This is a genomic window from Billgrantia gudaonensis (assembly GCF_900100195.1).
Taxonomy (GTDB): Bacteria; Pseudomonadota; Gammaproteobacteria; order Pseudomonadales; family Halomonadaceae; genus Halomonas; species Halomonas gudaonensis.
This window is the reverse complement of record NZ_FNES01000004.1, coordinates 133,915-159,697: the sequence shown is the minus strand read 5'-3', so window position 1 is coordinate 159,697 and position 25,783 is coordinate 133,915. Positions and strand designations below refer to the sequence as shown.

Below are 25,783 nucleotides of genomic sequence, written 5' to 3'. Positions count from 1 at the left end.
AAGGTCTGCTAGATTGGGCAGAAATACTACCCATGCCCAACCGAATCATCGAGGGTTCCATGGCCAGGAAGAAGACGCGCCAGAAACAGTCGGTTCGCAAGTCGTCAGCGAAGCGCACCAGCCCAGCCCCGAATCGCATGCCCCGGCATGCGGATCTGGGCGTACCCAAGCCTGAAGTCGACCATTTCATGGCGCTCTACAAGGCCAAGCGGTTGAGCGAGGCCGAGCGGGAAGCTCAGGCAATGACGGAGCGCTATCCTGAAAGCGCTTTTGCCTGGAAAGCTCTCGGTACCACGCTACTCGAGGACGGTCGAGTCGAACCCGCCTTGAAATATCTGCATCGGTCGGTAGAGCTCGATGACTCGGACCCCTTGTCGCTGACCAGTCTGTCCGCAGTTTACTATCAGCAGGGTGATAATGAGCAGGCCGTTCGTTACCAGAGTCGAGCCGTTGACCTTCAACCCGACTACGCCCCCGCCCAGTACCGCCTTGCTGAAATGTTGCAGATGGCGGGCAAGCACTTCAAGGCGCTTGAGCATGCCAAGAAGGCACAGGAGCTTGGCTACGACGATTTCCGCTCAAGGGTATTGGTAGGCGCGCTGCTCTACCAGACAAAGTATTTTAGTGAGGCACTGGTAATATATGAGCAGTTGGAAAAAGATTATCCAGGCAGTGCGCCTGTTTACAATAATTTAGGCAATCTTTATAAAGATATAGGCCAGTACGAACTTTCTGAAGTCTATTATAAAAAGGCTTTGGATGCGCAGCCGAGTTACGTGATGGCGTACTCCAATATCTTTTTTGCCAAGCATTACAATCCGAATGCCTCCCAGCAGGAGATCATCGAATTTGCCAAGGGCTGGGATCAGCATTTTGCCCTTGCTGAAATGCCTGCGCCAGATAGCTCACGAGACGTGGCGAAGCCCCTGCGCGTTGGCATGATCTCGTCCGGTTTTCGCATCCATCCAGTTGGGCAGATGATTGCCACAGCTCTGGAGCATAGCCGGCCCGATATCCATTTTTATGCTTATGCTACTAACGATTACGATGACTATGTCACCCAGAAGATTCGCGAGTCGACCAGGGTATGGCGCCCCGTTCGTCACCTGAGTCAAGAAGCGTTGGCTCAGCAGATCCGTGACGACGCTATCGATATACTGATCGATCTGTCAGGCCATGGAGATGGCAACTGCCTTCAGGCTATTTCCATGCGCCCGGCGCCGCTTTGCATCAAGTGGGTGGGTGGCTTGGTCAACACGATGGGGCTCTCCTCCATCGACTATCTGCTTTCGGACTCCATCGAGACCCCTGAAGGAGTCGATGACCAGTACACCGAGAAGCTGATCCGGCTGCCCGATGATTATATCTGTTATATGCCGTGCCCCTATGCGCCCAACACCTCTTCATTGCCGGCCATCAAGAACGGTTACATCACTCTAGGCTGTTTGAACAATCCGGCGAAGATCGGTGAAAGGTTGCTGGCCGAATGGGCCAGACTCATGCTCGAGTTGCCGGAAAGCCGCTTGTTGCTCCGCGGAGCTCAGTACGAGAGCGAAGACTTCTGCCGGGGGATTCGTGAAACCTTAGGCGAGCAGGGCATTGAAGAGTATCGGATCATCCTAGAGGGACCTGCCAGGCATCAGGAGTTTCTGGAAACCTATCAGCGTATTGATATTGCCTTGGACACTTGGCCATACTCAGGCGGCCTGACGACCTGTGAGGCCATGCTGATGGGCGTGCCGGTCGTGACTCTTCCTGGGCCGACGTTTGCCGGCCGACATAGCGCTACCCACTTGATTAACGCCGGCCTTCAGGAGTTGGTTGCGAGTAACTGGGAGGAATATCGCCAACGCGTGCTGGAACTGGCCAACGACTTGCCCAATCTGGCAGTGATCCGAGCAGGGCTGCGTACCATCCTTCACTATTCACCGGTATGTGACGCTCCGCGCTTCGCGAACCATTTCAACAATGCCCTACGTGCAGTATGGGTTCGCTACTGTGAAGGAAAAGAACCAGAGGCGCTCACGTTCAACAAGGAAGGCGAGCTCTGGTTCGAGGACGACAAGCAGCCTATCGAGCTTCCCGAAGCTCGCAGCGAAGAGGAAGTGGAGAGCGAGTCCTTCGAATGGCAACTCGACGAGCCCATCACCATCATCGACAACGCTGCCGTGCTTCCTCGTCACCCTGACTATCCCAAGTGGATGGCCAGCGGCCACTTAGCGGTGATCAGTTTCGATCCAGCCAGCTTGCTCAACAATCGAGTGGAAAAGCTTCAGGAATATGGCGAGTTGCACCATTATCCGCACGCTCTGCTCGGTGACGGCCATCCTGCCACCCTCTACGCCACGCTGGATGCCGAAAAGGGCAGCACGCTAAGGCCGCTACCGGAAGATTTGCAACCCGAATATCTGCGCGACAAGCTCAAGGTGTTGACGGAGCTTTCCATCAACACCGTTGCGCTCGATCAGATTGAAGGTCTGCCCAGCGTTGATATGTTGGTACTGGATGACCTTCACGATGCGATGAAGGTGCTGGAGAATGGAGAGCAGACGCTTAAAAACACACTGTTGCTTCAAATGAAAGTCTCGTTTCAGCCGACCCACGAACGCCAGCCTAGCTTGGCAGAGATGCAGCACTGGGCCATTCGTAACGGCTTTCGTTTCTATCGATTCAACAACGAGTATCATCGCAACTATCTGCCGGAAAGCGTGCCGATAGAGAAGCGTCAGGCATGCGAGCTGGTCAGTGCCGAGGCGATTTTTCTACCAAGTCATCAACGACTTTCCAAGCTAAGCAGCTTAGAGAGGAAGAAGTTAGCATTTTTCTTGGACACTGTTTTAGGATATTCGGATATTGCTTATTTCTTGATGTTTCATTTGGGTAGTCAAGGGATGGAATGTATAGGGATAAGTGAAGTTGAAAGAAATTCGTTGGCACTAAGTAGGTCTGGATGTGTGCCTAATGTGAACCCTGAAGAGCAATGTTTGTCTCTGGAAGAAATAGAAAGGTTGGCTGGGGAAAGCAGTGATGACGAGCATTGTTTTTATCACTATCCTTATAATTCAGAATACTTTATCTCAAACAAATCTAGCTTTTGGAATTCTTTAGACATTGTTTTTGTTGTGGGGTGTGGTCATAGTGGAACAACACTGATTTCTAGTATTTTGAGTAATCATCCTGATATATACTGTCTCCCTTATGAAAGTGAAGCTTTTATAAATGGAAACTCATATTCTATAATTTTAGATTATGCCTATAAAGAAATTTATGATAGTGTAGGTGCCGAGCCTAAGGTGGTGGTTGAGAAAACTCCAAGGCACATACATGAGTTTGACAGAATCTCTCGTTTGTTTCCTAAAGCTAGATTTATTGTCCCAGTGAGAGATGGGAGAGATGTGGCTTATTCAATTAATAAGCGAATCGGAAGCTTGCGAGAAGGAATTAGTAGATGGGTCAGGGATAATTATGAGGTATCGCGAATAAAAGATAGCAGCAATGTTTTTTTCTATCGGCATGAGGACCTTGTCGATGCTCCCGATAAAACTATGGAAGAAATGCTTAGATTTATTGGGGTAGAATATGTGCCTGAGTTAGCAAATGCTAAGCGCGAAAATAAATGGCGTGCTAACAATCATAAAGATCGAAGAGGCCTGAGTGATTCTTTAATTAAAAAAAGAAATAACCAGATAAGATCAAAGCTTTATAGAAATACAGGCGAATGGAGAGAGGGGCTTTCACCTGTTGATATAAGTTTTTTAGAAGGTGCTTTTAATAAGGGGGAGGCATTTGATTTGATGCGAGAGTTTGGGTATTTTTGATAGATATAGGCTGATTTATATTAGGGTATAAATCAGCCTTTTGGGTTTTATAGCGAATTGTATATTTTTTTTACGTAGCTGGATGGGTCGAATTCGTCAAGGAGGTTGTTGTGAAAAATGTTCTCGTGAATTTTATCTAGATAGTTTGTATCTCTCGATAGATCCAAAGTGCGTTCGATGTCTTCTTGTTCAATGCTTGTAAAAACAGCTTTTAGAGCTGTGTGCTTTTCGATGGATTTATTCATGGTTGTAAATGGTATGCAGCCTGCAGCGGCAGCTGTGAGCTGACGTTCGCTCAAAGCAGATCCAAAATTATTGATCACCATCCACATGACTTGGCTGTGGTGCATTAGCTGTACAGTCTGAGAGTAATTTTTTGGCTTTAGAATTTTTGTATCTTTATGGAATTTTATGCCCTCGGGTAATTTGCCATTCCATACTAGCGTGAAGGGAATTCTAGGTGCGGTTTTACGTAAGAAGCGTTCGCGACGTAAAGATCTGGCGACCTGATTTAATAAAAAACATATATCTACCATTTCTTGTTCTTTCGAGAAATTTATGTTCCTCTCAAATGCTTTGCAAAGTGCAGTATTTGGAGGTGTGTTCTTTGTTTCTATAATAATATCTAAAGCAGTGGATAATTCTTTATTGTTTCGTATGCGATGTAAATAGTGGTTGTTGTCTTGGTAACTTCCCACGTATAAGTTTTTAATTGGCCTATTTGAGGGCTTTGTTAGGCGATTTTCTTTGAGTAATGAAGATGTATATAGGCTTGGGTGATACTCTCCTTCATGTTTTCTATTTACTTGTCTTGCTAGTTCAATAGCAGCAGGTTCGACATAAAAGAATTTAGATTTTCCTCTGGTTTCTATTATGTTTTCTTTGATCCAAGGGTAAAAAGGCATGTCTCTTACTAGTGAGAAGTAAGGTGGTGTCGTTTTCTTTTCTTGATGTGCTTTTTTTATTAGACTAGAGCCATGACTTTGCTCTAAATGGATTGCATCGAATTGGATGGTAGTGATTGCCGTGTAGGCTTCTTCCGGAAATCGATTTATATCAATTATAAGTGGTTTGCACCCTTGGTTTTTTGCAGCAATAGCAATGCTGTTTGAAAATGATAAGTGTGTTCCAAAAGGGTCTAATCTTGAGTTGAATAGTATTAATAGCTTCATGATTTGTTTAGAGTTGAATAGTGGATTTTGGCGGAGAGGCGGTGGGTTTTAAAGATTCGTTTGTTAATATCAAATTCTACTTGATTCGTTGTTAGAAGTGGAGTTGGTTTATCCTGTTTATACAATGGCGGTGTTCACCTGCGGAACCTGACACCTGCTCCGTGAGCTCCTTATAGTTAAACAGTATTTTCTTCTGTTTTACTGGCTTCCTTCTTCGTAGCCTTGAAGGCCTTTCTTGAAGACGGCCTAAATATAGGCGCCTACATACTGGCAGGAAGTTGAAAGATGCATGCCTCATCTCGTCTATCAGCTTGCAGATGGCATGCACGACATCGATGTTTCGCTTTTCGTTGTGGCCGCCGATATTGTAGGTTTCAACTACCTGACCTTCCTTCACGACTGTGTAGAGCGCCCGGGCGTGGTCTTCCACATGGAGCCAGTCGCGGACCTGCTCGCCTTTGCCATAAACGCGCAAGGGTTTATCTTCCAGCGCGTTTAGGATCGTCAGCGGTATCAGCTTTTCTGGGAAGTGGTAGGGGCCGTAGTTATTGGAACAGTTGGTGATCAGCGTCGGCAGACCATAGGTCCGTTGCCAGGCACGCACCAGGTGGTCGGAGCTGGCTTTGCTGGCGGAGTAGGGCGAGCTGGGTGCGTAGGGAGTCTCTTCGGTGAATAGTCCTTCAGATCCTTCCAAATCGCCATATACTTCATCGGTCGAGATATGATGAAACCGGAAGGCATCACGGCGCTCGATACCTAGACCGTTCCAGTAGGCACGGCTTACTTCCAGTAGCGTATAGGTGCCGACGATGTTGGTTTGGATGAAAGCCGATGGGCCATCGATCGAGCGATCCACGTGGCTTTCGGCTGCCAGGTGCATCACTGCGTCTGGCTGATGCTGGTGGAATACCCGTTCAAGCTCGTCGCGGACACAGATGTCGACGCGCTCGAAGGCATAGCGTGGGCTGTCGCTGACTTCTGCCAGGGGTTCCAGGTTGCCGGCATAGGTCAGTTTGTCGACGTTGACGACATGGTCGTCAGTATTGGCGATGAGATGCCGTATGACGGCGGAGCCGATGAACCCGGCCCCACCGGTGATGAGAAGTTTCATTCCCATTTGCCTTGTCGTTTGCGCACGCTACCGCTGGGCTTGAGTGCGTAAGCAGTCATTCCTGAAGGTGATTATGTCAGATGGCGTATGGTTGCAATCCGGTAAGTAGAGGCCTGCTCGGTGTGGTAATGGACGGATTGCAGTTGGATGGACGAAGCGGCACCGCCCGCGGCAGCCAGCGTGCTGGCTTGGTGCGACTCACTGCCGCTTCAACCCTTGATGCCCTTCGATGCCACGGCACAGCTCTCCAACGCCATTCCTCTCGCCTTCGAGGAGTATCTGGAGTTGGTCGAGACCACCGGCCGCTGCCAGCGCCCCGACAAGCGCGGCGCCATGCGCGAGCGGGTACCCAAGCTGCTGGAGCGTCTGAACATCGAGCCTGAGACCTTCATCGCCGCCTCCACCACGCTGCTCAAGCGCTTTGGCAGCGCCGTGGGTACGCCGGCCAGCCTCACCGCTCGCTGCGCTGCCCGCCAGGCGCGGCATTTGAGAGGCATGCGAGCGGCGCGGGAGGTGTTCGAGCGGCGGGTGGCGTGAGCCGGTTGGCCCGAACAGCTTCTTGGTGTCAACGCGGCCGGAACGTGTGACTTCGTGTTGCTTTGTGTGCGTCAATGACGTACCTTTGAGGCATGTACCCCATCGCCGAAACCGAAATATTCACCAAGGACGCCGACGCTCTCTGGGATGAGGACGAACGAGGCGAGTTTTATGAATGGCTGGCGATGAACCCTGAGGCGGGTCCTGTGATTCCTGGCTCTGGTGGTTGCCGCAAGGTGCGTTGGCAGCGGGAGAATAGCGGTAAGCGCGGCGGTGTACGAGTGATTCACTATAACCGCTTGGCGAATGGGAAGATCTGGCTGCTGGTGATCTATGCCAAGTCCGTCCGGGGCGATATCCCGGCCCCTATCCTCAGGCAGATCAAGGAGGCGCTCGACGATGCGTGACGCCGATGTCATGACCGGTGAAGAGCTGGGTAACAAGTTGCTGGAGTCAGTACGCCAGATGAAGCGTGGCGAAGCGGCTCGCGTGACTCAGGTAGAGGTGCCGAAAGCGGCTGAGGTGCGCCATCGAATGGGGCTTTCGCAAAAGGAGTTCGCTGACTTGCTGGATGTAAGCCTTGGTACGCTGCGTGGCTGGGAGCAGGGTCGCCGCGAGCCCACTGGTACCGCACGTACTTTGCTTCGAGTGGCTGAAAAGCACCCTGAAGCACTGCGTGATCTGGCATAAAGCGCACTCTCCACCCTTGGTGAGCACACCCGCCAGTCTCACCGCCCGCTGCGCTGCCCGCCAGGCGCGGCATCTGAGAGGCATGCGAGCGGCGCGGAAGGTGTTCGAGCGGCGGGTGGCTTGATATTGGCTTGCCTTGCGTCTTTGTAGTTTAAAAACTACACTTGGGCCATGCTTGATATCAAACAAACGGATACCTACCGAAAATGGGAGCGCAAGCTGCGTGATCAGCGTGCCAAGGCCCTGATTGCGGCCTGTGTTTTCCGGTTGGCTAACGGATTGCCAGGTGATGTGAAGCCCGTAGGGCAAGGCGTTAGCGAGCTACGCATACATCACGGTCCAGGGTATCGCGTTTACTTCAAGCAGCGCGGCGACGAGATCCTCATCCTCCCCTGTGTGGTGGCGATAAAAGCACCCAGCACAGCGATATCGAGACTGCACAGCGCCTGGCAGCACAGTGGGAGGTATCATGAACGATAAGATTTACGACTACGATCCGGCAGCAGCGCTGGAGAGTGAGCAAGCCATTGCCGTGTTCCTTGCCGATGCGCTGGAAACCGGAGATTCTGCCTACATTGCCAGGGCAATGGGCGTGGTGGCTCGTGCCAAAGGTATGACGGAGTTAGCTCGCGAAACCGGACTCTCCCGTGAGCAGCTTTATCGTTCGTTCAGCGAGCAAGGCAATCCGACGCTAAAAACCATGCTTGCGGTGATGCGTGCGTTGGGCGTGGATTTGACAGCGCGCCCACACGAAGAGCCCGCTGCATGATGACAGGGGGGGGGGTACCATGGCCAGGTCGCCCACGAACCCGTGAAGGGTGCCATGAGCCGCATCCGCGAACTTAGTGCGGACGAGGAAGCCCGTCGACTGGTCTTCGTGCTGCGGGATGAGGTTTCGCTGCCCAAGCGCTTCGGCAGTGCCGTGGGTACGTCCGCCAGCCTTACTTCTATGCTTCACCATCCACGAGGCACGTCACCTGAGAGGCATGCAGGCGGCGCGGGATGTCTTTGAGCGGCGGGTGGCGTAAGGCTAGGCGGCGAGCGGGTGTATGCCTACGTAGCGCCCTTTGCGCTCGCCCGCTTCAGGTCGCAGACACCGGCAGCCGCAGCTGAAGGCGGGCTGCCTCCAGCTGCGCAAGCCATCAGGCGTTAACCACATCGGAAACCGCATCGGAGATACGCTCTTCGATCTCTTCGATAACGATGGGAGCGGTGCCGTCGCCTTTGGTGTAGTAGGTCGCCTCGATGTCGGCCTGGGTGCCGTCTCGGTAGGGGTAGACGTCCACCTTCAGGCGCACGTCGGCGCCTTCCACTTCGGTGAAGTAGACGTTGCGGAAGGTGCGTTCATCGCCGTTGCTGCGGAAGCGACCATAGGCTTCCCGGTCCATCAAGCGCCGGAAATTGGCGTTGATCGCTTCGGCGGGGAAGGGGGATTCTGCCGTGACCTGCAGCGTGCCCTTGATGGTGGAGAGAAACGTTGCGACGTCCTGTGGGCTGAATTCAGGTACCGGGATGGGCAGGACCAGGCCGTCCTGGTGGGTGCGGCTCTCGGTAGGCGTCAGTGTCACCGTTTCACCTTCGATCTGGTAGGCAACCCGATACTCGTTGATCGAACGAGAGAGGCGCATTCCCGCGGACGAGATGTTCTGTTCGTAGGCAGTGACCGTTAGTTGATCGGCTTCAGGAGCGTCTTCGACCTTGATGCCCAGGGCGCGGCGATTGGATTGGGAACCCTGAAGCCGTTCGATGGATTCGAGGCCTAGCCGCTCGATATCCTCAATGGCGTTGGGGAGTTGGTAGGTAACGGTGGGGGCATGATCCAGCGCTGCGAATTCGTTGCGCTCGGGGACTAGATTGGTGCCCATCATGGTGGCTGAACAGCCGCTGAGCAGCAGGCATGAAGCGCTGATACCCGCCAGTTTGGTTCGCGATAGCATGCGATGTCCTTATGAGATGCGTTTCCTGTTACGTCGGCCGCATGACCGTGGGTCGTACACCGTGCCCAAGGTCTACCGCGGCCGGAAATGCTATCGGCAGGGCATGCCGTTTCTTGAGAGCCAGTGGCGGTCTAATGGGGGATAGGGCAGCGCTTCCGGTCCGAGGGGGGAGCGTGACAGACGCCGGCACTCCTTGCGCGCACACCAAAACCGCCGCTCGGCATGACCCGTAAGCGGCGGTTTTTCATGATTTTGGTCGGAGCGACAGGATTCGAACCTGCGACCTTTGCAACCCCATTGCAACGCGCTACCAAGCTGCGCCACGCTCCGACGTCTCCCGCTGATACCTCGCCCAACCTCCGCTGGGCCGCGAGAACGAGGCGTATACTAGCGCCTTCGCAGGCAAATGAAAAGCCCCGGTTGCGTATTGCCTTCAAGAGGTTGCGTTTTCGGCCATGGCGGTGGTCCGGCCTCGAGGCAATCGCGTCGTGAAGGGCGGTGTCGGCTGCTTTATCATGGTTTGGAGCGTGGGGCGAAAGGCCTCCATGGAGTCGAGCGGGGCAGGGAGGGTGCCGTGCCATTGATCATGGGGATGAGCGTGCTGTTGGCCTGTCAGTTCGCCGGCGAGCTGCTGGCACGCGGTTTGGCGATGCCGGTCCCAGGGCCGGTGCTGGGCATGGTCATCCTGCTGGTGGGGTTGATCGTGCGTGGCCAGGTGCCGGCGAGCCTGAGGCAGACCGGAGAGGGGTTGCTGCGCTACCTGACCTTGCTATTCGTGCCGGCTGGCGTTGGGCTGATGGTCCATGCACGCTTGATCGGCATGGACTTGGTGCCCATCGGGGTGACCCTGGTCGGCTCCACGGCACTGACGCTGGCAGTGACGGGCTGGGTGTTGCAGCGTTCGCAGCGTCGCCGCAGCGCGAGAGGTGAACCATGAATGTGGTGCCGCTGGACCAGCTGTGGGTCTATCTCTCCGGTCATCCGCTGCTTTCGCTACTGGTCACGTTACTCGCCTTCCTCGTGGCGGTGCGCATCAATCGCGCCCTGGGCGGCACGCCGCTGGTGCACCCCGTCACGCTGGCCATCGCACTGCTGATCGGCTTCCTGCTACTGGCAGACATTGAGTACGCTACCTACTTCGAAGGGGCGCAGTTCATCCACTTTTTGCTGGGGCCGGCGACCGTGGCATTGGCGATTCCGCTGTATGATCATCGCGAGCGGATTCGGCGTCTACTGTGGCCGCTGCTACTGGCCTGTGGGGTGGGCATCGTGACGGCCGTGGGCTCCACTCTAGGGCTGGCCATGCTGATGGGCGCGCAGCCGGAAACCCTGCTGACGCTGGCGCCGCGCTCGGTCACCTCGCCGATTGCCATGGGCATCGCCGAGCAGATTGGAGGAATTCCATCACTGGCAGCGGGGCTGGTTCTGTTGACGGGATCCATCGGCTGTGCACTGGGGCCAGGCATCTTTCGGCTGCTGGGCATTCGTGACCCCGCCGTTCAGGGCTTCACGCTGGGATTGGCTGCCCATGGCTTCGGCACGGCGCACGCCTTTGCTCGCATCGGTGCCGTAGCCGGTGCGTTTTCGGGATTGGCCATGGGGGTGACGGGCTTGCTCACCGCTTTCCTGCTGCCGCTGATCGTGACGTTGTTCGGGCTATAGAGAGGCGGGCGGCGACGCAGCGAGACACTCGATGCGTCGCCGAAGGGGGTCAGATTTCTTCCCAAATGCGACGCCGGAAGTCGTTGGGCATCTCGGCTACCGTTTTCATGCGCTCCATGTGGTGGTCGCCGATCTCGCTGGCGATGCTGCGGTAGCACTCGCCCATTTTCTCCGGGTCGCCGGCATGGGTGTCGTAGCACTCGGCCAGCCGGCGACTGGCATCGGCCATGGCCATGAGGAAACGGGCTTCTTGTTGCATCACCTCGGATACGCTCTGCATCCAGGCCAGTTGGATGCGTGCCATGGGATTGACGCCCTGGACCCACTGCTGGGTCCACCATTCCATCATCGGGCCGGACAACTCCATGCCCAGCGCATCGCCGGATTCGGACTTGCGGTTGCTCATCTCGGGCTCCTGGGCCTCCTCGTGAGTACGAGCGGCGGTTGAGGGGTCGGCAATCACCCTGAGTATAGGACAGCTAGCGACCTTGGCTGCCGGTGTCGAGCCGTTTTCGGCGCTGGCGTTGACGAGACGCAAGGTTCACGGGTGTCGTGGTTTGGATTTCTCTGTGGCATGCTGTCGCAGTATTACCGTTGAGGGGTAAGCGGCCCATGTGGGATGTGATCAAGTCGGTGCTGGCCGCCTTTTTCGGCGTTCAGAAGGAGAGCCAGCGGCGCCAGGATTTCGAGCAGGGCAGGCCGGGGCTTTTCATCGCCGTGGGATTGGCGATGGCGCTGCTGCTCGTTGGGCTGGTGGCGCTGGTCGCTGCGTTGGTGGCGCGTTGATCCCTCGCATGCCGGGGCTCGATCGTTGATCGGCCCGTTGGTCAGCGTGCCGAGGGTTGACGACTGGTCCGCATTCCCCTTCTATAATCGATAAAGCAGTGGCTAATGTTTCCCCGAGCTTGGGGAAACCCCGTTCCCTGACACGCGGGGCCGCTGACAACGACAATGACATGATCGGGAGGCGTCGATGCGCACTCTGCTCGTCTGGCTGGCAGGGGGAGGACTCTTTGCCGGCTCACTCCAGACGGCTCTGGCCAACGGTTGGAACATGCCGGTGGGTGTCACCGAACTCAGCGGTGACATCTATTCCCTGCACATGATCATCTTCTGGATCTGCGTGGCGATCGGTGTGGTCGTGTTCGGGGTGATGTTCTATTCGCTCTTCCGCTATCGCCACTCCAAGGGCGCCAAGGCGGCCAACTTTCACGAGCATACGCTGGTCGAAGTGGTATGGACGGCAATCCCGTTACTCATCCTCATCGGCATGGCGGTGCCCGCCACGGCGACCCTGAAGAAAATGTACGACGCCTCCGACGCCGATCTCGATGTCATGGTCACCGGTCAGCAGTGGCGCTGGCGCTACGAATACCTCGGCGAAGACGTGGCCATGACCTCCAACCTGGCCACTCCCCGCACGCAGATTCGCGGTGAAGAGCCCATCGATGAGAGCGCCAATTACCTACTGGAGGTCGACGAGCCTCTGGTGCTCCCGGTCGGCCAGAAGGTGCGCTTCCTATTCACCTCCGACGACGTGATCCACTCCTGGTGGGTGCCGGACCTGGCCATCAAACAGGATACCGTACCGGGCTTCATCAACGAGAACTGGGTGCGCATCGAAGAGCCCGGCATTTATCGCGGTCAGTGCGCCGAGTTGTGCGGCGTCGACCATGCCTTCATGCCCATCGTGGTGCATGCCATGGAGGAGGAGGAGTTCGAGACCTGGCTCGCCGATCGCCGCGAGGCGGCCGAGCAGGAAGCCATGGGCATCGACCGCGAATGGGAAATGGACGAGCTGATGACCCGCGGCGAAGAGGTTTACAACGCGGTTTGCGTGTCTTGCCACCAGCAGGATGGCTCCGGCAACGAGCCCGCCTTCCCGGCGCTGGCCGGCAACCAGGAGATGCTGGATGATCGCGACTGGCATATCGATACCGTGGTCAACGGGGTCTCCGGAGCGGCCATGCCGGCGTTCAGCAACACGCTGAACCCCGTGGAGATCGCTGCCGTCATCACTTACGAACGCAACGCCTGGGGCAACGACAGCGGCGACACCGTGCAACCGTCGGAAATCGCCGAGCTGCTGTCCGACTGAGCAGTGCCTTACGTTCCCCTCATGCGATAGAACAATCAGGAGTTTCCCGATGGCGCCCAAGGTACCTCCCCAGCCCACCCTGGAGCAGAGCACGACGGCAGCGGCCGGTCACGGCCATGCCCACGAGGCTCCTCCCAAGGGCCTGATGCGTTGGCTGCTGACCACCAACCACAAGGAGATCGGCACGCTGTACCTGATCTTCTCGCTGACGATGTTCTTCGTCGGTGGCATCTTCGCCATGGTGGTTCGCGCCGAGCTGTTCCAGCCAGGGCTGCAGCTCGTGCAGCCCGAGTTCTTCAATCAGATGACCACCATGCACGGCCTGATCATGGTGTTCGCGGCCGTGATGCCGGCCTTTACCGGGCTGGCCAACTGGATGATTCCGTTGCAGATCGGCGCGCCGGACATGGCGCTGCCGCGGCTCAACAACTTCAGTTTCTGGCTGTTGCCGGTGGCCTTCACGCTGCTGCTGTCGACGCTGTTCATGCCGGGCGGTGCCCCGAACTTCGGCTGGACCTTCTACGCGCCGCTTTCCACCACCTATGGGCCGCCGTCCACTACCTTCTTCATCCTGTCGCTGCACATTGCCGGCATCAGTTCGATCCTGGGCGCGATCAACATCATCGCCACCATCCTCAACATGCGGGCGCCGGGCATGCGCATGATGGACATGCCGCTGTTCGTGTGGACCTGGCTGATCACCGCCTTCCTGCTCATCGCCGTCATGCCGGTGCTGGCGGGGGTGATCACCATGATGCTGATGGACATCAACTTCGGTACCAGCTTCTTCGATGCCGCTGGCGGCGGCGATCCGGTGCTCTTCCAGCATCTGTTCTGGTTCTTCGGGCACCCGGAGGTGTACATCATGATCCTGCCGGCGTTCGGCATCGTGTCGGCGATCATCCCCACCTTCGCCCGCAAGCGCCTGTTCGGTTATGCCTCCATGGTGTATGCCACCGCAGCCATTGCGATCCTCTCCTTCCTGGTATGGGCGCACCACATGTTCGTGGTGGGGTTGCCGTTGGTCGCCGAGCTGTTCTTCATGTACTGCACCATGTTGATCGCCGTGCCGACCGGGGTAAAAGTCTTCAACTGGATCACTACGCTGTTTCGTGGCTCGATCAGCTTCGAGCCACCGATGCTCTTCGCCCTGGCCTTCGTGGTGCTGTTCACCATTGGCGGTTTCTCGGGGCTGATGCTGGCCATCGCACCGGCGGACTTCCAGTATCACGACACCTACTTCGTCGTGGCGCATTTCCACTACGTGCTGGTGCCGGGGGCGGTGTTCGCCATCATGGCTGGCGTCTATTACTGGTTGCCCAAGTGGACCGGCCACTATCCCAACGAGCGGTTGGCGCAGTGGCATTTCTGGTTGTCGGTGATCGGGGTCAACCTGACCTTCTTCCCCATGCACTTCTCGGGGCTGGCCGGCATGCCGCGTCGCATTCCCGACTACGCGCTGCAGTTCGCCGACTTCAATCTGGTCGCGAGCCTGGGGGCCTTCATGTTCGGCGCCTCTCAACTGCTCTTCGTGGCCGTGGTGGTGCTTTGCGTGCGTGGCGGCCGCAAGGCGCCGGGTCGGGCCTGGGAACACGCCGAGGATCTCGAGTGGAGCGTGCCCAGTCCGGCGCCCTTGCACACCTTCGATACGCCACCCAAGTTCGAGCGTTCGTCGCACTGAAGGGGGCGTAGAGGATGAGCCATGACGACTCCGCAATCATCTGACGATCCACGCAAGGGCGTGCGCCGCACGGTATGGCGAAGCGTGGCGGCATTGCTGGGGATGTTCGCCTTCGCCTTCGCTCTGGTGCCGCTCTATGACGTCTTCTGCGAGGTCACCGGCCTGAACGGCAAGACCAATAACTCGGCCCAGGCGGTGATGCACGATGGTGTGGACGAGACCCGCTTGGTCACCGTGCAGTTCATCACGCGCAGTGGCTCGGGGCTGAACTGGGGGCTGGATGTGGAGACGCGCCAGCTGCGAGTGCATCCCGGTCAGCCCACTGAGGTGAGCTTCACCTTCGACAATCATGGTGACGGTGAAAGCTGGGGGCGAGCGGTACCCAGCGTGTCGCCCTCGAAGGCCTCACTGCATCTACGCAAGATCAGCTGCTTCTGCTTCCAGGAGCAGCGGCTAGGGGCCGGTGAGCGGCGGGAGATTCCGCTGGTGTTCCAGCTGTCGCGTGATCTTCCCGATGACGTCAACACCGTCACCCTGGTTTACACCCTCTACCCGGTGGAGGATCGCGACGCGCCGCAGCAGGCGAGTGCACAGAGCCTGGAAGGAGAACAATCATGAGTGGCAGTTACTACGTACCGGCGTCCAGCAAGTGGCCGGCGCTTGGATCGCTGGCAGTGGGCGTGCTGATGGCGGGCACGGGCATGCTGCTGGTGCATGGCTCGGGCAGCCCGGTCATGGTCATCGGTCTGGCCGGTGTTCTGGCCGTCATGGCGCTATGGTTCCGCGATGTGGTGCGCGAGTCCCGCCAAGGGCTCTACGACGCCCAGATGGATCGCTCGTTCCGCTGGGGCATGGGCTGGTTCATCTTCTCTGAGGTGATGTTCTTCGCCGCCTTCTTCGGCGCGCTGTTCTACGTGCGCAACTTCGCCGTGCCGTGGCTGGGAGGCGAAGGCGAGAAGGGCGTGGCGGCACTGCTGTGGCCGGAATTCACCGCACATTGGCCGTTGCTGAATCCGCCGGGCGACGTTGCCGGTCCGCGTGAGGTACTCAGCCCCTGGCAGCTACCGCTGGTCAATACCCTGATACTGGTTTCTTCCAGCATCACCCTCACCGTGGCCCACGAAGCGCTCAAGGAGGGGTATCGCGCGACCTGCCGCAACTGGCTGGCGGGTACGGTCTTGCTGGGGCTGTGCTTCATCGTCATTCAGGGGGTCGAGTACTACGAGGCCTATGCTCACTATGGCATCACCCTGGAAGCGGGTATCTATGGTGCGACCTTCTTCATACTCACCGGCTTCCACGGCCTGCACGTGATCATCGGTACGGTGATTCTGGCGACGATGCTGGCGCGCATCCATCGTCAGCACTTTTCGCCCGATCACCATTTCGGTTTCGAGGCATCCGCCTGGTACTGGCACTTCGTGGATGTGGTGTGGATCGGCTTGTTTCTGTTCGTCTACGTTTTCTAACCCAGCTCGCCGAGCAGAAAGCCATACAGCAGCAGAGCCAGCAGGACGAGGGTCAAGACGATTCTCACCTTGAGCGACACCAGCAGGCGGCGGGAGCGGGTGTCGTCGGTCAGCAGAAAGCCGGCACCGGCGGCGATGCTGGCAACGATGGCGATGAAAGCAGCGGCAATCAGGGCTTTAAGCAGCATGTCAATCTCCATGAGAGGGTCGAGGGAGGGGGAAACGACGCAAAATCGCCGCGGCGGTACGCGTCGGTGGCTGTGGCACGGCTTCTGGTTGCTGGTGATCGTGCTCGGGCTTCTGCTGGGACTATGGCAGTGGGAGCGTGCAGCCGACAAGCGTGCCTACCTCGAGCGCCTGGATGCTGCGCCGCATCTCGAATCGCCTGCGTCGACGCCACCCGATGGTGCTCGGGTCACCCTGCATGGCGAGTACCTCGCCGATCATACTCTGTTTCTCGATAACCGCACTCGAGACGGGGAACTGGGAGTCGCCGTGCTCACTCCTCTGCGCGATGACTCAGGCCGACTGTGGCTGGTGCAACGGGGCTTTCTGGCCACCGGACCGAGTCGCGAAACGCCCGAGGCGGAGACGCCATCGGGACGTGTCAGCGTCGAAGGGCGGTGGCAATCGGCGGGAGAGTCGGCGCCGGTGTATGGGCCCAACCGGGAAGGTCGGCGCGTGCAGCGCATCGACCTTGACGCGTGGCCTGACCGGGAGGGGTTCGCCTACGAGGGATGGCTGCACCTGACTGGGGGGGATGGCGCTTACCCCGAGTGGTGGCAGCCCAGCGTGATGCCCCCCAGCCGTCACCTCGGCTATGCCGTGCAGTGGTGGGGGCTGGCTCTGGCGGCCCTGGTAGTGATGATCGTGGGCGGCCGGCGTAGAGGTCGCGGTCACAGGCGCGATCCGGAGGCGATGGAGCGCGGTTCAGTGAAGGAGGAAGACAACGCATGGCACAGTCGTTGAATCCGCGCCGTCAGCGCCTAAAGTTGCTGGCGTTGATTGCCATCTTCGCGGCACCGATGGTGGTAGCGTGGGGGATGGTGGAGTGGCGCGTGGGCATTCCCGAAGAGCGAACCGCCCACGGGGAGCTGGATCCCGACATGCCTGCACTTGCCCAGTGGCCGCTGACCGAGAGCGTGAGCCATGACGACGACGACTGGTTGTTGGCCTACGACTGCTCGGATGACTGCGAGCGCTTGGCCGATCAGTGGTGGCGCCTGCATCGGGCATTGGGGCGCGAGGCGCCACGGGTGAGCCGCCTGCGGGTCGGCGGTGAGGGCGAGCCGTTGCCGGGCGAAAGTGTCGTGCAGTGGGCTTCGGTGCCCCAGTGGCAGACGCCGGGTCGGCTGTGGGTCGTCGATCCGCAAGGTCGTGCGGTGTTGGGCTACTCGGCACAGGTGGACCCCAATGACGTGCTCGACGATGTCGAGCGTCTGCTGAGCATGAATCCCGAGCCGTGAGCGGTGCTCGTTGCGAGGAGATGACGTTGACAAGGAGCGAGGCACGGTGAGCAACTCGTTGACCCAGGGACTGTCGGAAGGACGAACAGCACCGCCCGATACCGTTCGGCTGCGCTGGCTCAAGGCACTGAGCCTCGTTGGCGTGGCTTTTACGGCCTTGGTGGTTCTGGTGGGCGCCTGGACGCGCTTGGTGGATGCGGGGCTCGGCTGCCCCGATTGGCCGGGCTGCTACGGTGAATTGGTGGTGCCGGATGCTGAACGAGCGCTGCTGCATTCCCCCCATGCGCCACTAGAGACCTTCAAGGCCTGGGTCGAGATGGTGCATCGCTACATCGCATCGCTGCTGGGGCTGCTGGTGATCGCATTGCTGGTTCTCGGCATCGGGTTGCGCCGCCGTCCCGGCTATCCCTGGCGGGTCAACCTGGCGCTGCTGGTCGCCATCCTCGTGCAGGGGGCGTTCGGAGCTTTCACCGTGACGCTCCGGCTGTGGCCGCAGGTGGTCACTCTGCATCTGCTGGGCGGCTTGCTGGTACTCACGCTCTTTCTGTGGCTGCATCTTCGCCTGCGGCAGTTCGATCGACGACCCGACGTCGTTCCCGTGCCGCGCCGCCTAACGCCGTTGTGGGGCGCAGCGATCGGCTTGCTGGTCCTGCAACTGGCGCTGGGCGGCTGGGTATCCAGCAACTACGCGGGCATCGCCTGTCAGGGCTTTCCCACCTGCAACGGCCAGTGGTGGCCGAGCATGGACTGGAGCGAAGGGTTCCATCTCACCCAGACCGTGGGGCCCAACTACCTGCATGGCCAGCTGCATGCCGAGGCCCGGGTGGCCATTCATCACGGGCACCGGCTCGGGGCCATGCTGCTGGGTGGGGTGATCGTGCTGCTGACCGTTCGCCACTGGCGCATGGCTGCCATGCGGCCCTGGCTGGGTGGGTTGCTGGCAGTCTATGGGGGCCAACTGGGCCTGGGCGTAGCCAATGTACTGCTGTGGCTGCCGCTGTGGCTGGCACTGCTGCACACGGCCGGTGCCGTGGCGCTGGTGATCGGTCTGGTGCTGGCCGTGTGGCGATGGCGCTGCGGCGGAGAGCGCCAGGCGATGAACGAACAACGAACGGGCAAGGAGTGGACGCATGGCTAATGCGGCAATCAAGCGCCAAGGCATCCGAGACATCGTGAAGAGCCCGCTCGTCGCCGCGACTCAGACGAACTGGTCGTGGCGCGACCTGATCACCTTGTGCAAGCCGCGCGTGGTGGTCGTGATGCTGGTGTGTGCCCTGGTGGGCATGGCACTGGCGACGCCTACGCTGCCCTCGCCGCATGCGGTGGTGTTCGGGCTCGTGGGGATCGGGCTGTCGGCCGGCGGGGCGGCGGCGTTCAATCACGTGGTCGATCGTCGTCTGGATGCGATGATGTTGCGCACCTCCCGGCGCCCCCTGGCCAGTCAGCGCATGCCCACGCCAGTGGCGCTGGCCTGGGCGGCTCTGCTGTCGGTGGCGGGCATCGGACTGCTCCTGTGGCAGGTGAATGCGCTGACGGCCTGGCTCACCCTGGGCTCGCTGCTCGGCTATGCGTTGATCTATACGGCCTTTCTCAAGCGGGCCACGCCTCAGAACATCGTCATCGGAGGGCTGGCAGGGGCTGCTCCTCCGCTGCTCGGGTGGACGGCGGTGTCCGGGCAACTGGGGCCGGAGCCGCTGTTGCTGGTACTGATCGTTTTCGCCTGGACGCCGCCCCATTTCTGGGCGTTGGCGATCCACAAGCGCGATGAGTACGCCAGGGCGGGCGTGCCCATGCTGCCGGTCACCCATGGCGAAGCGTTCACCCGGTTGCAGGTGTGGCTGTATGGCTGGCTGACCGTAGCGGTGACGCTGTTGCCGTTCGTCATCGGGATGAGCGGCGCGCTCTACTTGCTGGGCGTGATGGCGCTGAACGCCCGTTTCATGGTCTGGAACTGGCGGGTGTGGCGCGGAGAGGATCCACGTGCGCCGTTGGCGGCATTCTGGTTTTCGATTCGCTATATCCTTGGCGTTTTCGGTGTGCTGCTGCTGGATCACTATGCGACCGGATGGGCCTGGGGATAGTGCTTCTTCGGGGGTCTGATGCGGTGGCGTGATGCGATACAATGCGTCGCCCACATCCTTACCGCGTGGATATCCCATGACGACTACCACCGCCCTGATCCTGCTGGCGCTGGGGCTGGCGATCATCGCCGGGCTCGGCGCCTATGCCGTAACGCTATGGCGTGAAGTTCGCCGTCGCCAGGCCTTTCGCGAAGACGAGCAGCGACAGGCGCACCAGAACTGCCTGGAAAACCTGGAAATGGTCGCTTCGGCACTGCTGCAGGAACAGGTCGACATCACCGAAGGTGCCTGGCGTTGCAAGGTGCTGCTGGAAATTCTCGACCCGCAATTGATCGAGCGGGACGATTTCCGGGTGTTCGGCGAACTCTATGCGCGCACTAGCCACCTCCACACTCACTCGGCACGCCAGGCACTCGCTCCGCGCGATCGGATGCGCGAGGACAAGGAGCGCCTGGTGGTCGAGAACGAGCTGCGCGAACCGGTGCTCGAGGCCGCTCAGGCGGTGCTGGTCTTTCGCCGCAATTGGCCGGCGAGCCTTCACTGAAGGGCGGCAATGCGGCAAGAGTGTGAAAGTGCCGAAATATCGTTTGCATCGCTGCTGGCGCTGCTGCACCCTCTCGCCCAAGGCGGCTGGTGAAGTGTCGAGAATGGACGGCTCGGGAGATCGAGTCATTCGCCAAGATACCAATGTTTTGAATCGCCCGTTTTAGCTTCTACACTATTGAACGCCGGGTGATGATAGTATCTACACTGGAGAAGCGCCGGGTCATTATTTTCCCTGGACGTCCGTTGCTCATGACGAGTTGTACGGATAGATGAAGAGAAGGAGTCTTGCATGAAAACATCAACGACAGGATTGCTGCTGGGTTCTGCACTGGTCATCGGCCTTTCGGGCTGTGCGACCACGATCGACGGCGGGGCCTCAAGCGCTTCCAGCGATACCTCCAACAAGCGCGCCTGGTACCAGCAGCCGGTCGTGTGCGGCATTGCTGGTGGTCTGGTGGGTGGCGGTATCGGTCATGCCACGAGCAGCGAGTCCGACGAAGAGGTCGGTACGGGCATGGGGTTTGTCACTGGTGCCGCGATTGGTGGGCTCCTTTGTGCGGATCGTACCCCGGAGCCGGAACCCGAGCCGGAACCCATGCCCGAGCCGGAGCCCGAGCCCGAGCCGGAACCCGAGTTCGAGACGGTCACGCTCTCCAGTGACGTCAACTTCGCCTTCGATTCGGCCGAGCTGCGCCCTGCTGCGGAGGTCACGCTGGATGAGGTGGCGGAGACGCTGCGCGAGAACACCGAGATCAACGTCAACATCGCCGGCCATACCGACTCCATCGGTAGCGCCGAGTACAACCGCGATCTCTCTCAGCGCCGCGCGGACTCCGTCAAGGACTACCTGGTTTCCCAGGGCATCGACGCCAGCCGCATGCGTACCATGGGCTACGGAGAAGAGCGTCCGGTGGCCACCAATGAAACCGACGCGGGCCGCGCCCAGAACCGTCGGGTCGAGATCAGCAACTGACGTCCAGGCACGTTCAGGCGTGCCAAGGTGATGCAAGGACGGGCCATTGGCCCGGCAATCGGGGGTGCCTTCGGGCACCCCCGATGCGTTGCGGCAGCGCTGTCGCGGCGTGGCACGAACGGCTTGGCGTCTGCTAGGATACGCGGCTGGCGCCAGCTTCTTTTTCCTATGCCATCAACCGCGACATGTGATCCCTGGTATGGATCACCACTGCGCAAAGGACGTATGCATGCCCATTGTGACCCTGCCCGACGGTAGCGAGAAAACCTTCGACGAACCCCTGACCGTGATGCAATTGGCCGAGTCGATCGGTCCCGGCCTTGCCAAGGCGTGCGTGGCCGGCAAGATCGACGGAGAGCTCGTCGATGCTGCCGATGTCATTGATCGCGATGCTCAGGTATCGATCATCACCGCCAAGGATGCCGAGGGGCTCGAGATCATTCGCCACTCTTGTGCGCACCTGATCGGCCATGCCGTCAAGCAGCTCTATCCTGATGCCAAGATGGCCATCGGGCCGGTGATCGAAGACGGCTTCTATTACGACATCGATTTCGGACGCTCGGCGACGCCGGACGATCTGGCCGCCATCGAAACGCGCATGAAAGCGCTGATCGACCACGAGTACGACGTGGTGCGCGAGTACGTCGATCGCGACCGGGCGATGCTGACTTTCCTGCATCGCGACGAACCCTACAAGCAGGAGATCGTGCGCGAGATTCCCGAGGGGGAGACCATCCGTCTCTACCACCATGAGGAATACGTCGACATGTGTCGTGGGCCGCACGTGCCCAACACGCGCCACCTCAAGGCCTTCAAGCTGACCAAGCTGGCCGGTGCCTACTGGCGCGGCGATGCCGAGAAGCCGATGCTGACACGCATCTACGGCACGGCCTGGGCCGACAAGAAGCAGCTCAAGGCCTATCTCAAGCGTCTCGAAGAGGCGGAAAAACGCGATCACCGCAAACTCGCCAAGCGCATGAACCTCTTCCATCTCCAGGAAGAGGCGCCGGGCATGGTGTTCTGGCATCCCAACGGCTGGACCCTCTATCAGGCGCTCGAGCAGTACATGCGGCGCGTGCAGATCGAGCACGGCTACCAGGAAATCAAGACGCCCCAGGTGGTGGATCTGTCGCTGTGGAAGAAATCCGGCCACTGGGGGCACTACAGTGAGTTGATGTTCACCACCGAGTCGGAGAAGCGCGAGTACGCCGTCAAACCGATGAACTGCCCCTGTCACGTGCAGGTGTTCAACCAGGGGCTGAAGAGCTATCGTGACCTGCCGCTGCGCCTTGCCGAGTTCGGCAGCTGTCATCGCAACGAACCGTCCGGTTCGCTGCACGGTCTGATGCGGGTGCGCGCCTTCACTCAGGACGACGCTCACATCTTCTGCACCGAAGGCCAGATCCAGGCCGAAGCCGAGGCCTTCATCGCCTTGACCCTGAAGGTCTATCGGGAACTTGGCTTCGAGGACGTGGAGCTCAAGCTGTCCACGCGCCCCGAAGACGACTTTCTCGGCGAGCCCGAGCTTTGGGATCGCGCCGAAGCCGGATTGGAAGCGGCCCTCGATGCGACAGGTCTCGATTGGGAGCTGCAGCCGGGCGAGGGTGCCTTCTACGGGCCCAAAATCGAGTTTTCCCTGCGTGACTGTCTCAATCGCGTCTGGCAGTGTGGTACTCTGCAACTCGATTTCAATCTGCCGGGACGTCTGGGGGCGCAATACGTCGACGAGGACGGCGAGCGCAAGACGCCGGTCATGCTGCATCGCGCCATCCTGGGCTCCTTCGAGCGCTTCATCGGCATTCTGATCGAGCACTACGCTGGCGCCATGCCGCTGTGGCTGGCGCCGGAGCAGGCCGTGGTGATGACCATCACCGACGCACAGCGAGATTATGCCCTGAATCTGGAGCAGCGCTTGCAGAAAATCGGCCTGCGCGTCAAGGCGGACTTGAGGAACGAGAAGATCGGCTTTAAAATCCGCGAGCATACGTTGCAGAAAGTTCCCTATCTCCTGGTGGTAGGAGATAAGGAGGTCGAGGCCGACTCGGTCGCCGTGCGTACGCGCAGCGGCGAGAACCTTGGCACCATGCCCGTCGATGGCCTCATCGATCGGTTGCGTGCCGAAGGGTGGTAAAGACAGAGTAGGCAACGGCATCGTCAATTACCGGAACGGAGACGGAACGATCAAGCGAAGCAACCCTAGAGGGCGTGTACAAGACAAGCGCCCCCCAATGAACGAGCGCATTACCGAGGATCAGGTACGCCTGATCGACAGCGACGGTGAACAGCTGGGCATCGTGCCCACCAGCGACGCGCTGGAGCGTGCCGAAGCCGCCGGTATGGACCTCGTCCAGATTTCCAATGCCGATCCCGTGGTCTGCAAGATCATGGATTACGGCAAGTTCGTCTTCGAACAGAAGAAGCAGAAGGCGGCACAGAAGAAGAAGACCAAGCAGATCCAGGTCAAGGAAGTCAAATTCCGGCCTAACACGGACGAGGGCGACTATCAGGTCAAGCTGAAAAACCTGACGCGTTTCCTCGAAAGTGGTGACAAGGGCAAGGTAACGCTACGTTTTCGCGGTCGCGAAATGGCACACCAGGACATCGGCCGTCGGCTGATGGAGCGGGTTGCTGCCGATCTCGAAGACATCGGTACCGTGGAATCCTTCCCCAAGATGGAAGGGCGCCAGATGGTCATGATCCTTGCCCCCAAGAAGAAGTGATCCGAAGGCCCGTCAAACGGATGTCCGGTGCTCGCACCGGACATCGGCCCCGGATTTTCTGAAAAATTCTCGAGCGGAGTTCATCTCATGCCGAAAATCAAGAGCAACAGCGGCGCTGCCAAGCGCTTCAAGAAGACGGCCAACGGCTTCAAGCACAAGCAGTCGTTCCGGAGCCACATCCTGACCAAGAAGTCCACCAAGCGGAAGCGTCAGCTGCGTGGTATGAAACAGATCCACGACGCCGACAAGCAGCTCGTTCAGCGCATGCTGCCCAACCTTTGAACCTTGGTAGACCCTTTCAACGTCAGGAGTGAATCATGACTCGTGTCAAGCGTGGTGTCGTCGCTCGTCGTCGTCACAAGAAGATTCTCAAGCAGGCCAAGGGCTACTACGGTGCCCGTTCGCGCGTCTTCCGCGTGGCCAAGCAGGCGGTCATCAAGGCCGGCCAGTACGCCTACCGCGACCGCCGCCAGCGCAAGCGCCAGTTCCGCGCCCTGTGGATCCAGCGTATCAATGCCGGCGCCCGCCAGCATGGCCTGTCCTACAGCCGTTTCGTCGGCGGCCTGAAAAAGGCCGGCATCGAGATCGACCGCAAGGTGCTGGCTGACCTGGCCGTTCACGAGAAGGCAGCGTTTGCCGCCATCGTCGAGAAGGCCAAGGCTGCCCAGTAAGTGGTGTCGACCGAGAGTGCCGGGGCGGCGATGGCCGTCCCGAACTGACGCCGATCCGTCACAGGGGAAGAGCAGCCGCTCTTCCCCTGTTTTTTTACCAGATTCGGAGCACAACGGATGGATCATCTTCCCACACTGATTGCCGAGGCCCGCGAGGCGATCCAGACCGCCGGGAGCATTTCGGCACTCGATGAGCTGCGGGTGCACTACCTGGGCAAGAAGGGCGAGATCACCGCGTTGCTCAAGGGGCTCGGGGCCTTGCCCGCGGCCGAGCGTCCGGCGGCAGGGGAGCGTATCAATCAGGCCAAGCAGGCACTGGCCGAGGAACTCGACGTACGCCGCCAGGCCCTGGAAAAGGCCGAACTCGAGACACGCCTGGCTGCCGAGCGCGTCGACGTGACCCTGCCGGGGCGGGGGCAGGTCGGTGGCGGTCTGCATCCGGTGACCAAGACCCTGGAGCGCATCGAGGGGTTGTTCACCCGCATCGGATACGACGTGGCCGTGGGACCTGAGATCGAAGACGACTACCACAACTTCGAAGCGCTCAACATTCCCGCCCATCACCCGGCCCGCGGCATGGCGGATACCTTCTACTTCGATGCCACTCGCCTGTTGCGTACCCATACGTCACCGGTTCAGGTGCGCACCATGAAGGAGCAGGCACCGCCGATCCGCATCGTCTGTCCGGGACGGGTGTATCGCAGCGACTCCGATCTGACCCATACGCCGATGTTCCATCAGGTCGAGGGCTTGCTCGTCGATGAAGACGTCAGCTTCGCCGATCTCAAGGGAACCATCGAGGACTTCCTGCACGCCTTCTTCGAGCGCGACGATCTTTCGGTGCGCTTCCGGCCTTCGTACTTCCCTTTTACCGAGCCCTCGGCCGAGGTCGACATCCAGTGCGTGATGTGTTCGGGCGACGGTTGTCGGGTGTGCGGTCACAGCGGCTGGCTGGAGGTGATGGGCTGCGGCATGGTGCATCCGGAGGTGTTCCGTCACTCGGGCATCGACGCCGAGCGCTACACGGGGTTCGCTTTCGGCATGGGCGCCGAGCGTCTGGCCATGTTGCGCTATGGGGTGAATGATCTGCGCCTGTTCTTCGACAACGATCTGCGCTTCCTGCGTCAGTTCGCCTGAGTCGACTTCGCTAC

Annotated in this window: 29 protein-coding genes and 1 tRNA gene; 24 read left to right on the top strand and 6 right to left on the bottom strand. The window is 59.1% G+C overall.

What is annotated here, in order from left to right; translation table 11 throughout:
• Positions 1–59: 59 nt before the first annotated feature.
• On the top strand, positions 60–3,818 hold the full coding sequence (locus BLP96_RS06575) for an O-linked N-acetylglucosamine transferase family protein (RefSeq protein WP_176761474.1): 3,759 nt from the start codon (positions 60–62) through the stop codon (positions 3,816–3,818).
• Between the two features lie 47 nt (positions 3,819–3,865).
• Here BLP96_RS06575 and BLP96_RS19825 read toward each other — a convergent pair whose 3' ends face one another.
• Positions 3,866–4,990 carry a hypothetical protein gene (locus BLP96_RS19825; protein WP_143005079.1) on the bottom strand — a complete coding sequence of 375 codons (1,125 nt, stop codon included), beginning with the start codon at positions 4,988–4,990 and terminating at the stop codon, positions 3,866–3,868.
• A 91-nt stretch (positions 4,991–5,081) separates the two neighbouring features.
• Positions 5,082–6,101: a dTDP-glucose 4,6-dehydratase gene (gene rfbB / locus BLP96_RS06570; protein ID WP_245682181.1), complete on the bottom strand. Its 1,020-nt coding sequence runs from the start codon at positions 6,099–6,101 to the stop codon at positions 5,082–5,084.
• A gap of 147 nt (positions 6,102–6,248) precedes the next feature.
• Between rfbB and BLP96_RS06565 the strand changes: the two genes are divergently transcribed.
• The 5 genes from BLP96_RS06565 to BLP96_RS06545 all read left to right on the top strand — a co-directional run bounded on the left by BLP96_RS06565 (position 6,249) and on the right by BLP96_RS06545 (position 8,097).
• The gene (locus BLP96_RS06565) at positions 6,249–6,638 is read left to right on the top strand and encodes a hypothetical protein (RefSeq protein ID WP_089684342.1); all 390 of its coding nucleotides are present in this window, start codon (positions 6,249–6,251) and stop codon (positions 6,636–6,638) included.
• Between the two features lie 92 nt (positions 6,639–6,730).
• The gene (locus BLP96_RS06560; protein WP_089684340.1) at positions 6,731–7,045 is read left to right on the top strand and encodes a transcriptional regulator; all 315 of its coding nucleotides are present in this window, start codon (positions 6,731–6,733) and stop codon (positions 7,043–7,045) included.
• The gene (locus tag BLP96_RS06555; RefSeq protein WP_089684338.1) at positions 7,038–7,328 is read left to right on the top strand and encodes a helix-turn-helix domain-containing protein; all 291 of its coding nucleotides are present in this window, start codon (positions 7,038–7,040) and stop codon (positions 7,326–7,328) included. The genes BLP96_RS06560 and BLP96_RS06555 overlap by 8 nt, the downstream gene beginning before the upstream one ends.
• A 171-nt stretch (positions 7,329–7,499) precedes the next feature.
• Positions 7,500–7,808 (top strand): type II toxin-antitoxin system RelE/ParE family toxin, encoded by a 309-nt coding sequence (locus tag BLP96_RS06550; RefSeq protein ID WP_245682180.1) that lies wholly within the window; start codon positions 7,500–7,502, stop codon positions 7,806–7,808.
• Positions 7,798–8,097, top strand: coding sequence for an addiction module antidote protein (locus BLP96_RS06545; protein WP_089684337.1), 300 nt, complete (start codon positions 7,798–7,800; stop codon positions 8,095–8,097). The genes BLP96_RS06550 and BLP96_RS06545 overlap by 11 nt, the downstream gene beginning before the upstream one ends.
• Positions 8,098–8,470: 373 nt before the next feature.
• Here BLP96_RS06545 and BLP96_RS06535 read toward each other — a convergent pair whose 3' ends face one another.
• Both BLP96_RS06535 and BLP96_RS06530 read right to left on the bottom strand, forming a co-directional pair.
• Positions 8,471–9,265 carry a hypothetical protein gene (locus BLP96_RS06535; protein ID WP_089684332.1) on the bottom strand — a complete coding sequence of 265 codons (795 nt, stop codon included), beginning with the start codon at positions 9,263–9,265 and terminating at the stop codon, positions 8,471–8,473.
• A 253-nt stretch (positions 9,266–9,518) separates the two neighbouring features.
• A tRNA-Pro gene (locus BLP96_RS06530) sits at positions 9,519–9,595 on the bottom strand.
• Between the two features lie 244 nt (positions 9,596–9,839).
• Between BLP96_RS06530 and BLP96_RS06525 the strand changes: the two genes are divergently transcribed.
• Together BLP96_RS06525 and BLP96_RS06520 are read left to right on the top strand one after the other, a co-directional pair.
• A complete protein-coding gene (locus tag BLP96_RS06525; RefSeq protein WP_089684330.1) occupies positions 9,840–10,202 on the top strand; it encodes a CidA/LrgA family protein in 363 nt (120 codons plus the stop codon).
• A complete protein-coding gene (locus tag BLP96_RS06520) occupies positions 10,199–10,927 on the top strand; it encodes an LrgB family protein (protein WP_089684329.1) in 729 nt (242 codons plus the stop codon). Before BLP96_RS06525 ends, BLP96_RS06520 begins: the two co-directional genes overlap by 4 nt.
• A gap of 49 nt (positions 10,928–10,976) precedes the next feature.
• On the opposite strand, the gene BLP96_RS06515 is transcribed toward BLP96_RS06520, so the two are convergent.
• Complete coding sequence (locus tag BLP96_RS06515; RefSeq protein ID WP_089684328.1) at positions 10,977–11,333, bottom strand: hypothetical protein; 357 nt, start codon at positions 11,331–11,333, stop codon at positions 10,977–10,979.
• Between the two features lie 206 nt (positions 11,334–11,539).
• Here BLP96_RS06515 and BLP96_RS06510 point away from each other — a divergent pair, with 206 nt between their 5' ends.
• The 5 genes from BLP96_RS06510 to BLP96_RS06490 all read left to right on the top strand — a co-directional run bounded on the left by BLP96_RS06510 (position 11,540) and on the right by BLP96_RS06490 (position 16,175).
• Entirely contained in the window at positions 11,540–11,713 is a 174-nt protein-coding gene (locus BLP96_RS06510; RefSeq protein ID WP_089684327.1) for a DUF2970 domain-containing protein, read from the top strand.
• 187 nt (positions 11,714–11,900) lie between these two features.
• Positions 11,901–13,025 (top strand): cytochrome c oxidase subunit II, encoded by a 1,125-nt coding sequence (gene coxB / locus BLP96_RS06505; RefSeq protein ID WP_089684325.1) that lies wholly within the window; start codon positions 11,901–11,903, stop codon positions 13,023–13,025.
• A gap of 49 nt (positions 13,026–13,074) precedes the next feature.
• Positions 13,075–14,706: a cytochrome c oxidase subunit I gene (gene ctaD, locus BLP96_RS06500; RefSeq protein WP_089684323.1), complete on the top strand. Its 1,632-nt coding sequence runs from the start codon at positions 13,075–13,077 to the stop codon at positions 14,704–14,706.
• Positions 14,707–14,727: 21 nt separating this feature from the next.
• Positions 14,728–15,324: a cytochrome c oxidase assembly protein gene (locus tag BLP96_RS06495; RefSeq protein ID WP_089684320.1), complete on the top strand. Its 597-nt coding sequence runs from the start codon at positions 14,728–14,730 to the stop codon at positions 15,322–15,324.
• Entirely contained in the window at positions 15,318–16,175 is an 858-nt protein-coding gene (locus BLP96_RS06490; RefSeq protein ID WP_089684318.1) for a cytochrome c oxidase subunit 3, read from the top strand. The genes BLP96_RS06495 and BLP96_RS06490 overlap by 7 nt, the downstream gene beginning before the upstream one ends.
• Here the strand turns inward: BLP96_RS06490 and BLP96_RS06485 are convergent.
• The gene (locus BLP96_RS06485) at positions 16,172–16,363 is read right to left on the bottom strand and encodes a DUF2909 family protein (protein WP_089684316.1); all 192 of its coding nucleotides are present in this window, start codon (positions 16,361–16,363) and stop codon (positions 16,172–16,174) included. The two genes, BLP96_RS06490 and BLP96_RS06485, sit on opposite strands and share 4 nt — an antisense overlap.
• A gap of 10 nt (positions 16,364–16,373) precedes the next feature.
• Between BLP96_RS06485 and BLP96_RS06480 the strand changes: the two genes are divergently transcribed.
• From BLP96_RS06480 to pheS, 11 genes are all read left to right on the top strand, one after another.
• Positions 16,374–17,144, top strand: a complete 771-nt coding sequence (locus BLP96_RS06480; protein WP_089684684.1) for an SURF1 family protein — start codon at positions 16,374–16,376, stop codon at positions 17,142–17,144.
• Entirely contained in the window at positions 17,129–17,641 is a 513-nt protein-coding gene (locus tag BLP96_RS06475) for a hypothetical protein (RefSeq protein ID WP_089684314.1), read from the top strand. Before BLP96_RS06480 ends, BLP96_RS06475 begins: the two co-directional genes overlap by 16 nt.
• Positions 17,642–17,687: 46 nt before the next feature.
• Positions 17,688–18,779, top strand: a complete 1,092-nt coding sequence (locus BLP96_RS06470) for a COX15/CtaA family protein (RefSeq protein ID WP_245682179.1) — start codon at positions 17,688–17,690, stop codon at positions 18,777–18,779.
• Positions 18,772–19,722, top strand: coding sequence for a heme o synthase (gene cyoE / locus BLP96_RS06465; RefSeq protein WP_089684312.1), 951 nt, complete (start codon positions 18,772–18,774; stop codon positions 19,720–19,722). The genes BLP96_RS06470 and cyoE overlap by 8 nt, the downstream gene beginning before the upstream one ends.
• 76 nt (positions 19,723–19,798) lie before the next feature.
• Positions 19,799–20,266, top strand: a complete 468-nt coding sequence (locus BLP96_RS06460) for a DUF2489 domain-containing protein (RefSeq protein ID WP_089684310.1) — start codon at positions 19,799–19,801, stop codon at positions 20,264–20,266.
• A 291-nt stretch (positions 20,267–20,557) separates the two neighbouring features.
• Positions 20,558–21,241, top strand: coding sequence for an OmpA family protein (locus BLP96_RS06455; protein ID WP_089684308.1), 684 nt, complete (start codon positions 20,558–20,560; stop codon positions 21,239–21,241).
• Between the two features lie 229 nt (positions 21,242–21,470).
• Complete coding sequence (gene thrS, locus BLP96_RS06450; protein ID WP_089684306.1) at positions 21,471–23,372, top strand: threonine--tRNA ligase; 1,902 nt, start codon at positions 21,471–21,473, stop codon at positions 23,370–23,372.
• Positions 23,356–23,961: a translation initiation factor IF-3 gene (gene infC / locus BLP96_RS06445; protein WP_479688545.1), complete on the top strand. Its 606-nt coding sequence runs from the start codon at positions 23,356–23,358 to the stop codon at positions 23,959–23,961. The genes thrS and infC overlap by 17 nt, the downstream gene beginning before the upstream one ends.
• Positions 23,962–24,048: 87 nt before the next feature.
• Entirely contained in the window at positions 24,049–24,243 is a 195-nt protein-coding gene (gene rpmI, locus BLP96_RS06440) for a 50S ribosomal protein L35 (RefSeq protein WP_016854829.1), read from the top strand.
• Positions 24,244–24,278: 35 nt separating this feature from the next.
• Positions 24,279–24,632: a 50S ribosomal protein L20 gene (gene rplT, locus BLP96_RS06435; RefSeq protein ID WP_021817421.1), complete on the top strand. Its 354-nt coding sequence runs from the start codon at positions 24,279–24,281 to the stop codon at positions 24,630–24,632.
• Between the two features lie 117 nt (positions 24,633–24,749).
• Positions 24,750–25,769 (top strand): phenylalanine--tRNA ligase subunit alpha, encoded by a 1,020-nt coding sequence (gene pheS / locus BLP96_RS06430; RefSeq protein ID WP_089684303.1) that lies wholly within the window; start codon positions 24,750–24,752, stop codon positions 25,767–25,769.
• Positions 25,770–25,783 lie beyond the last annotated feature (14 nt).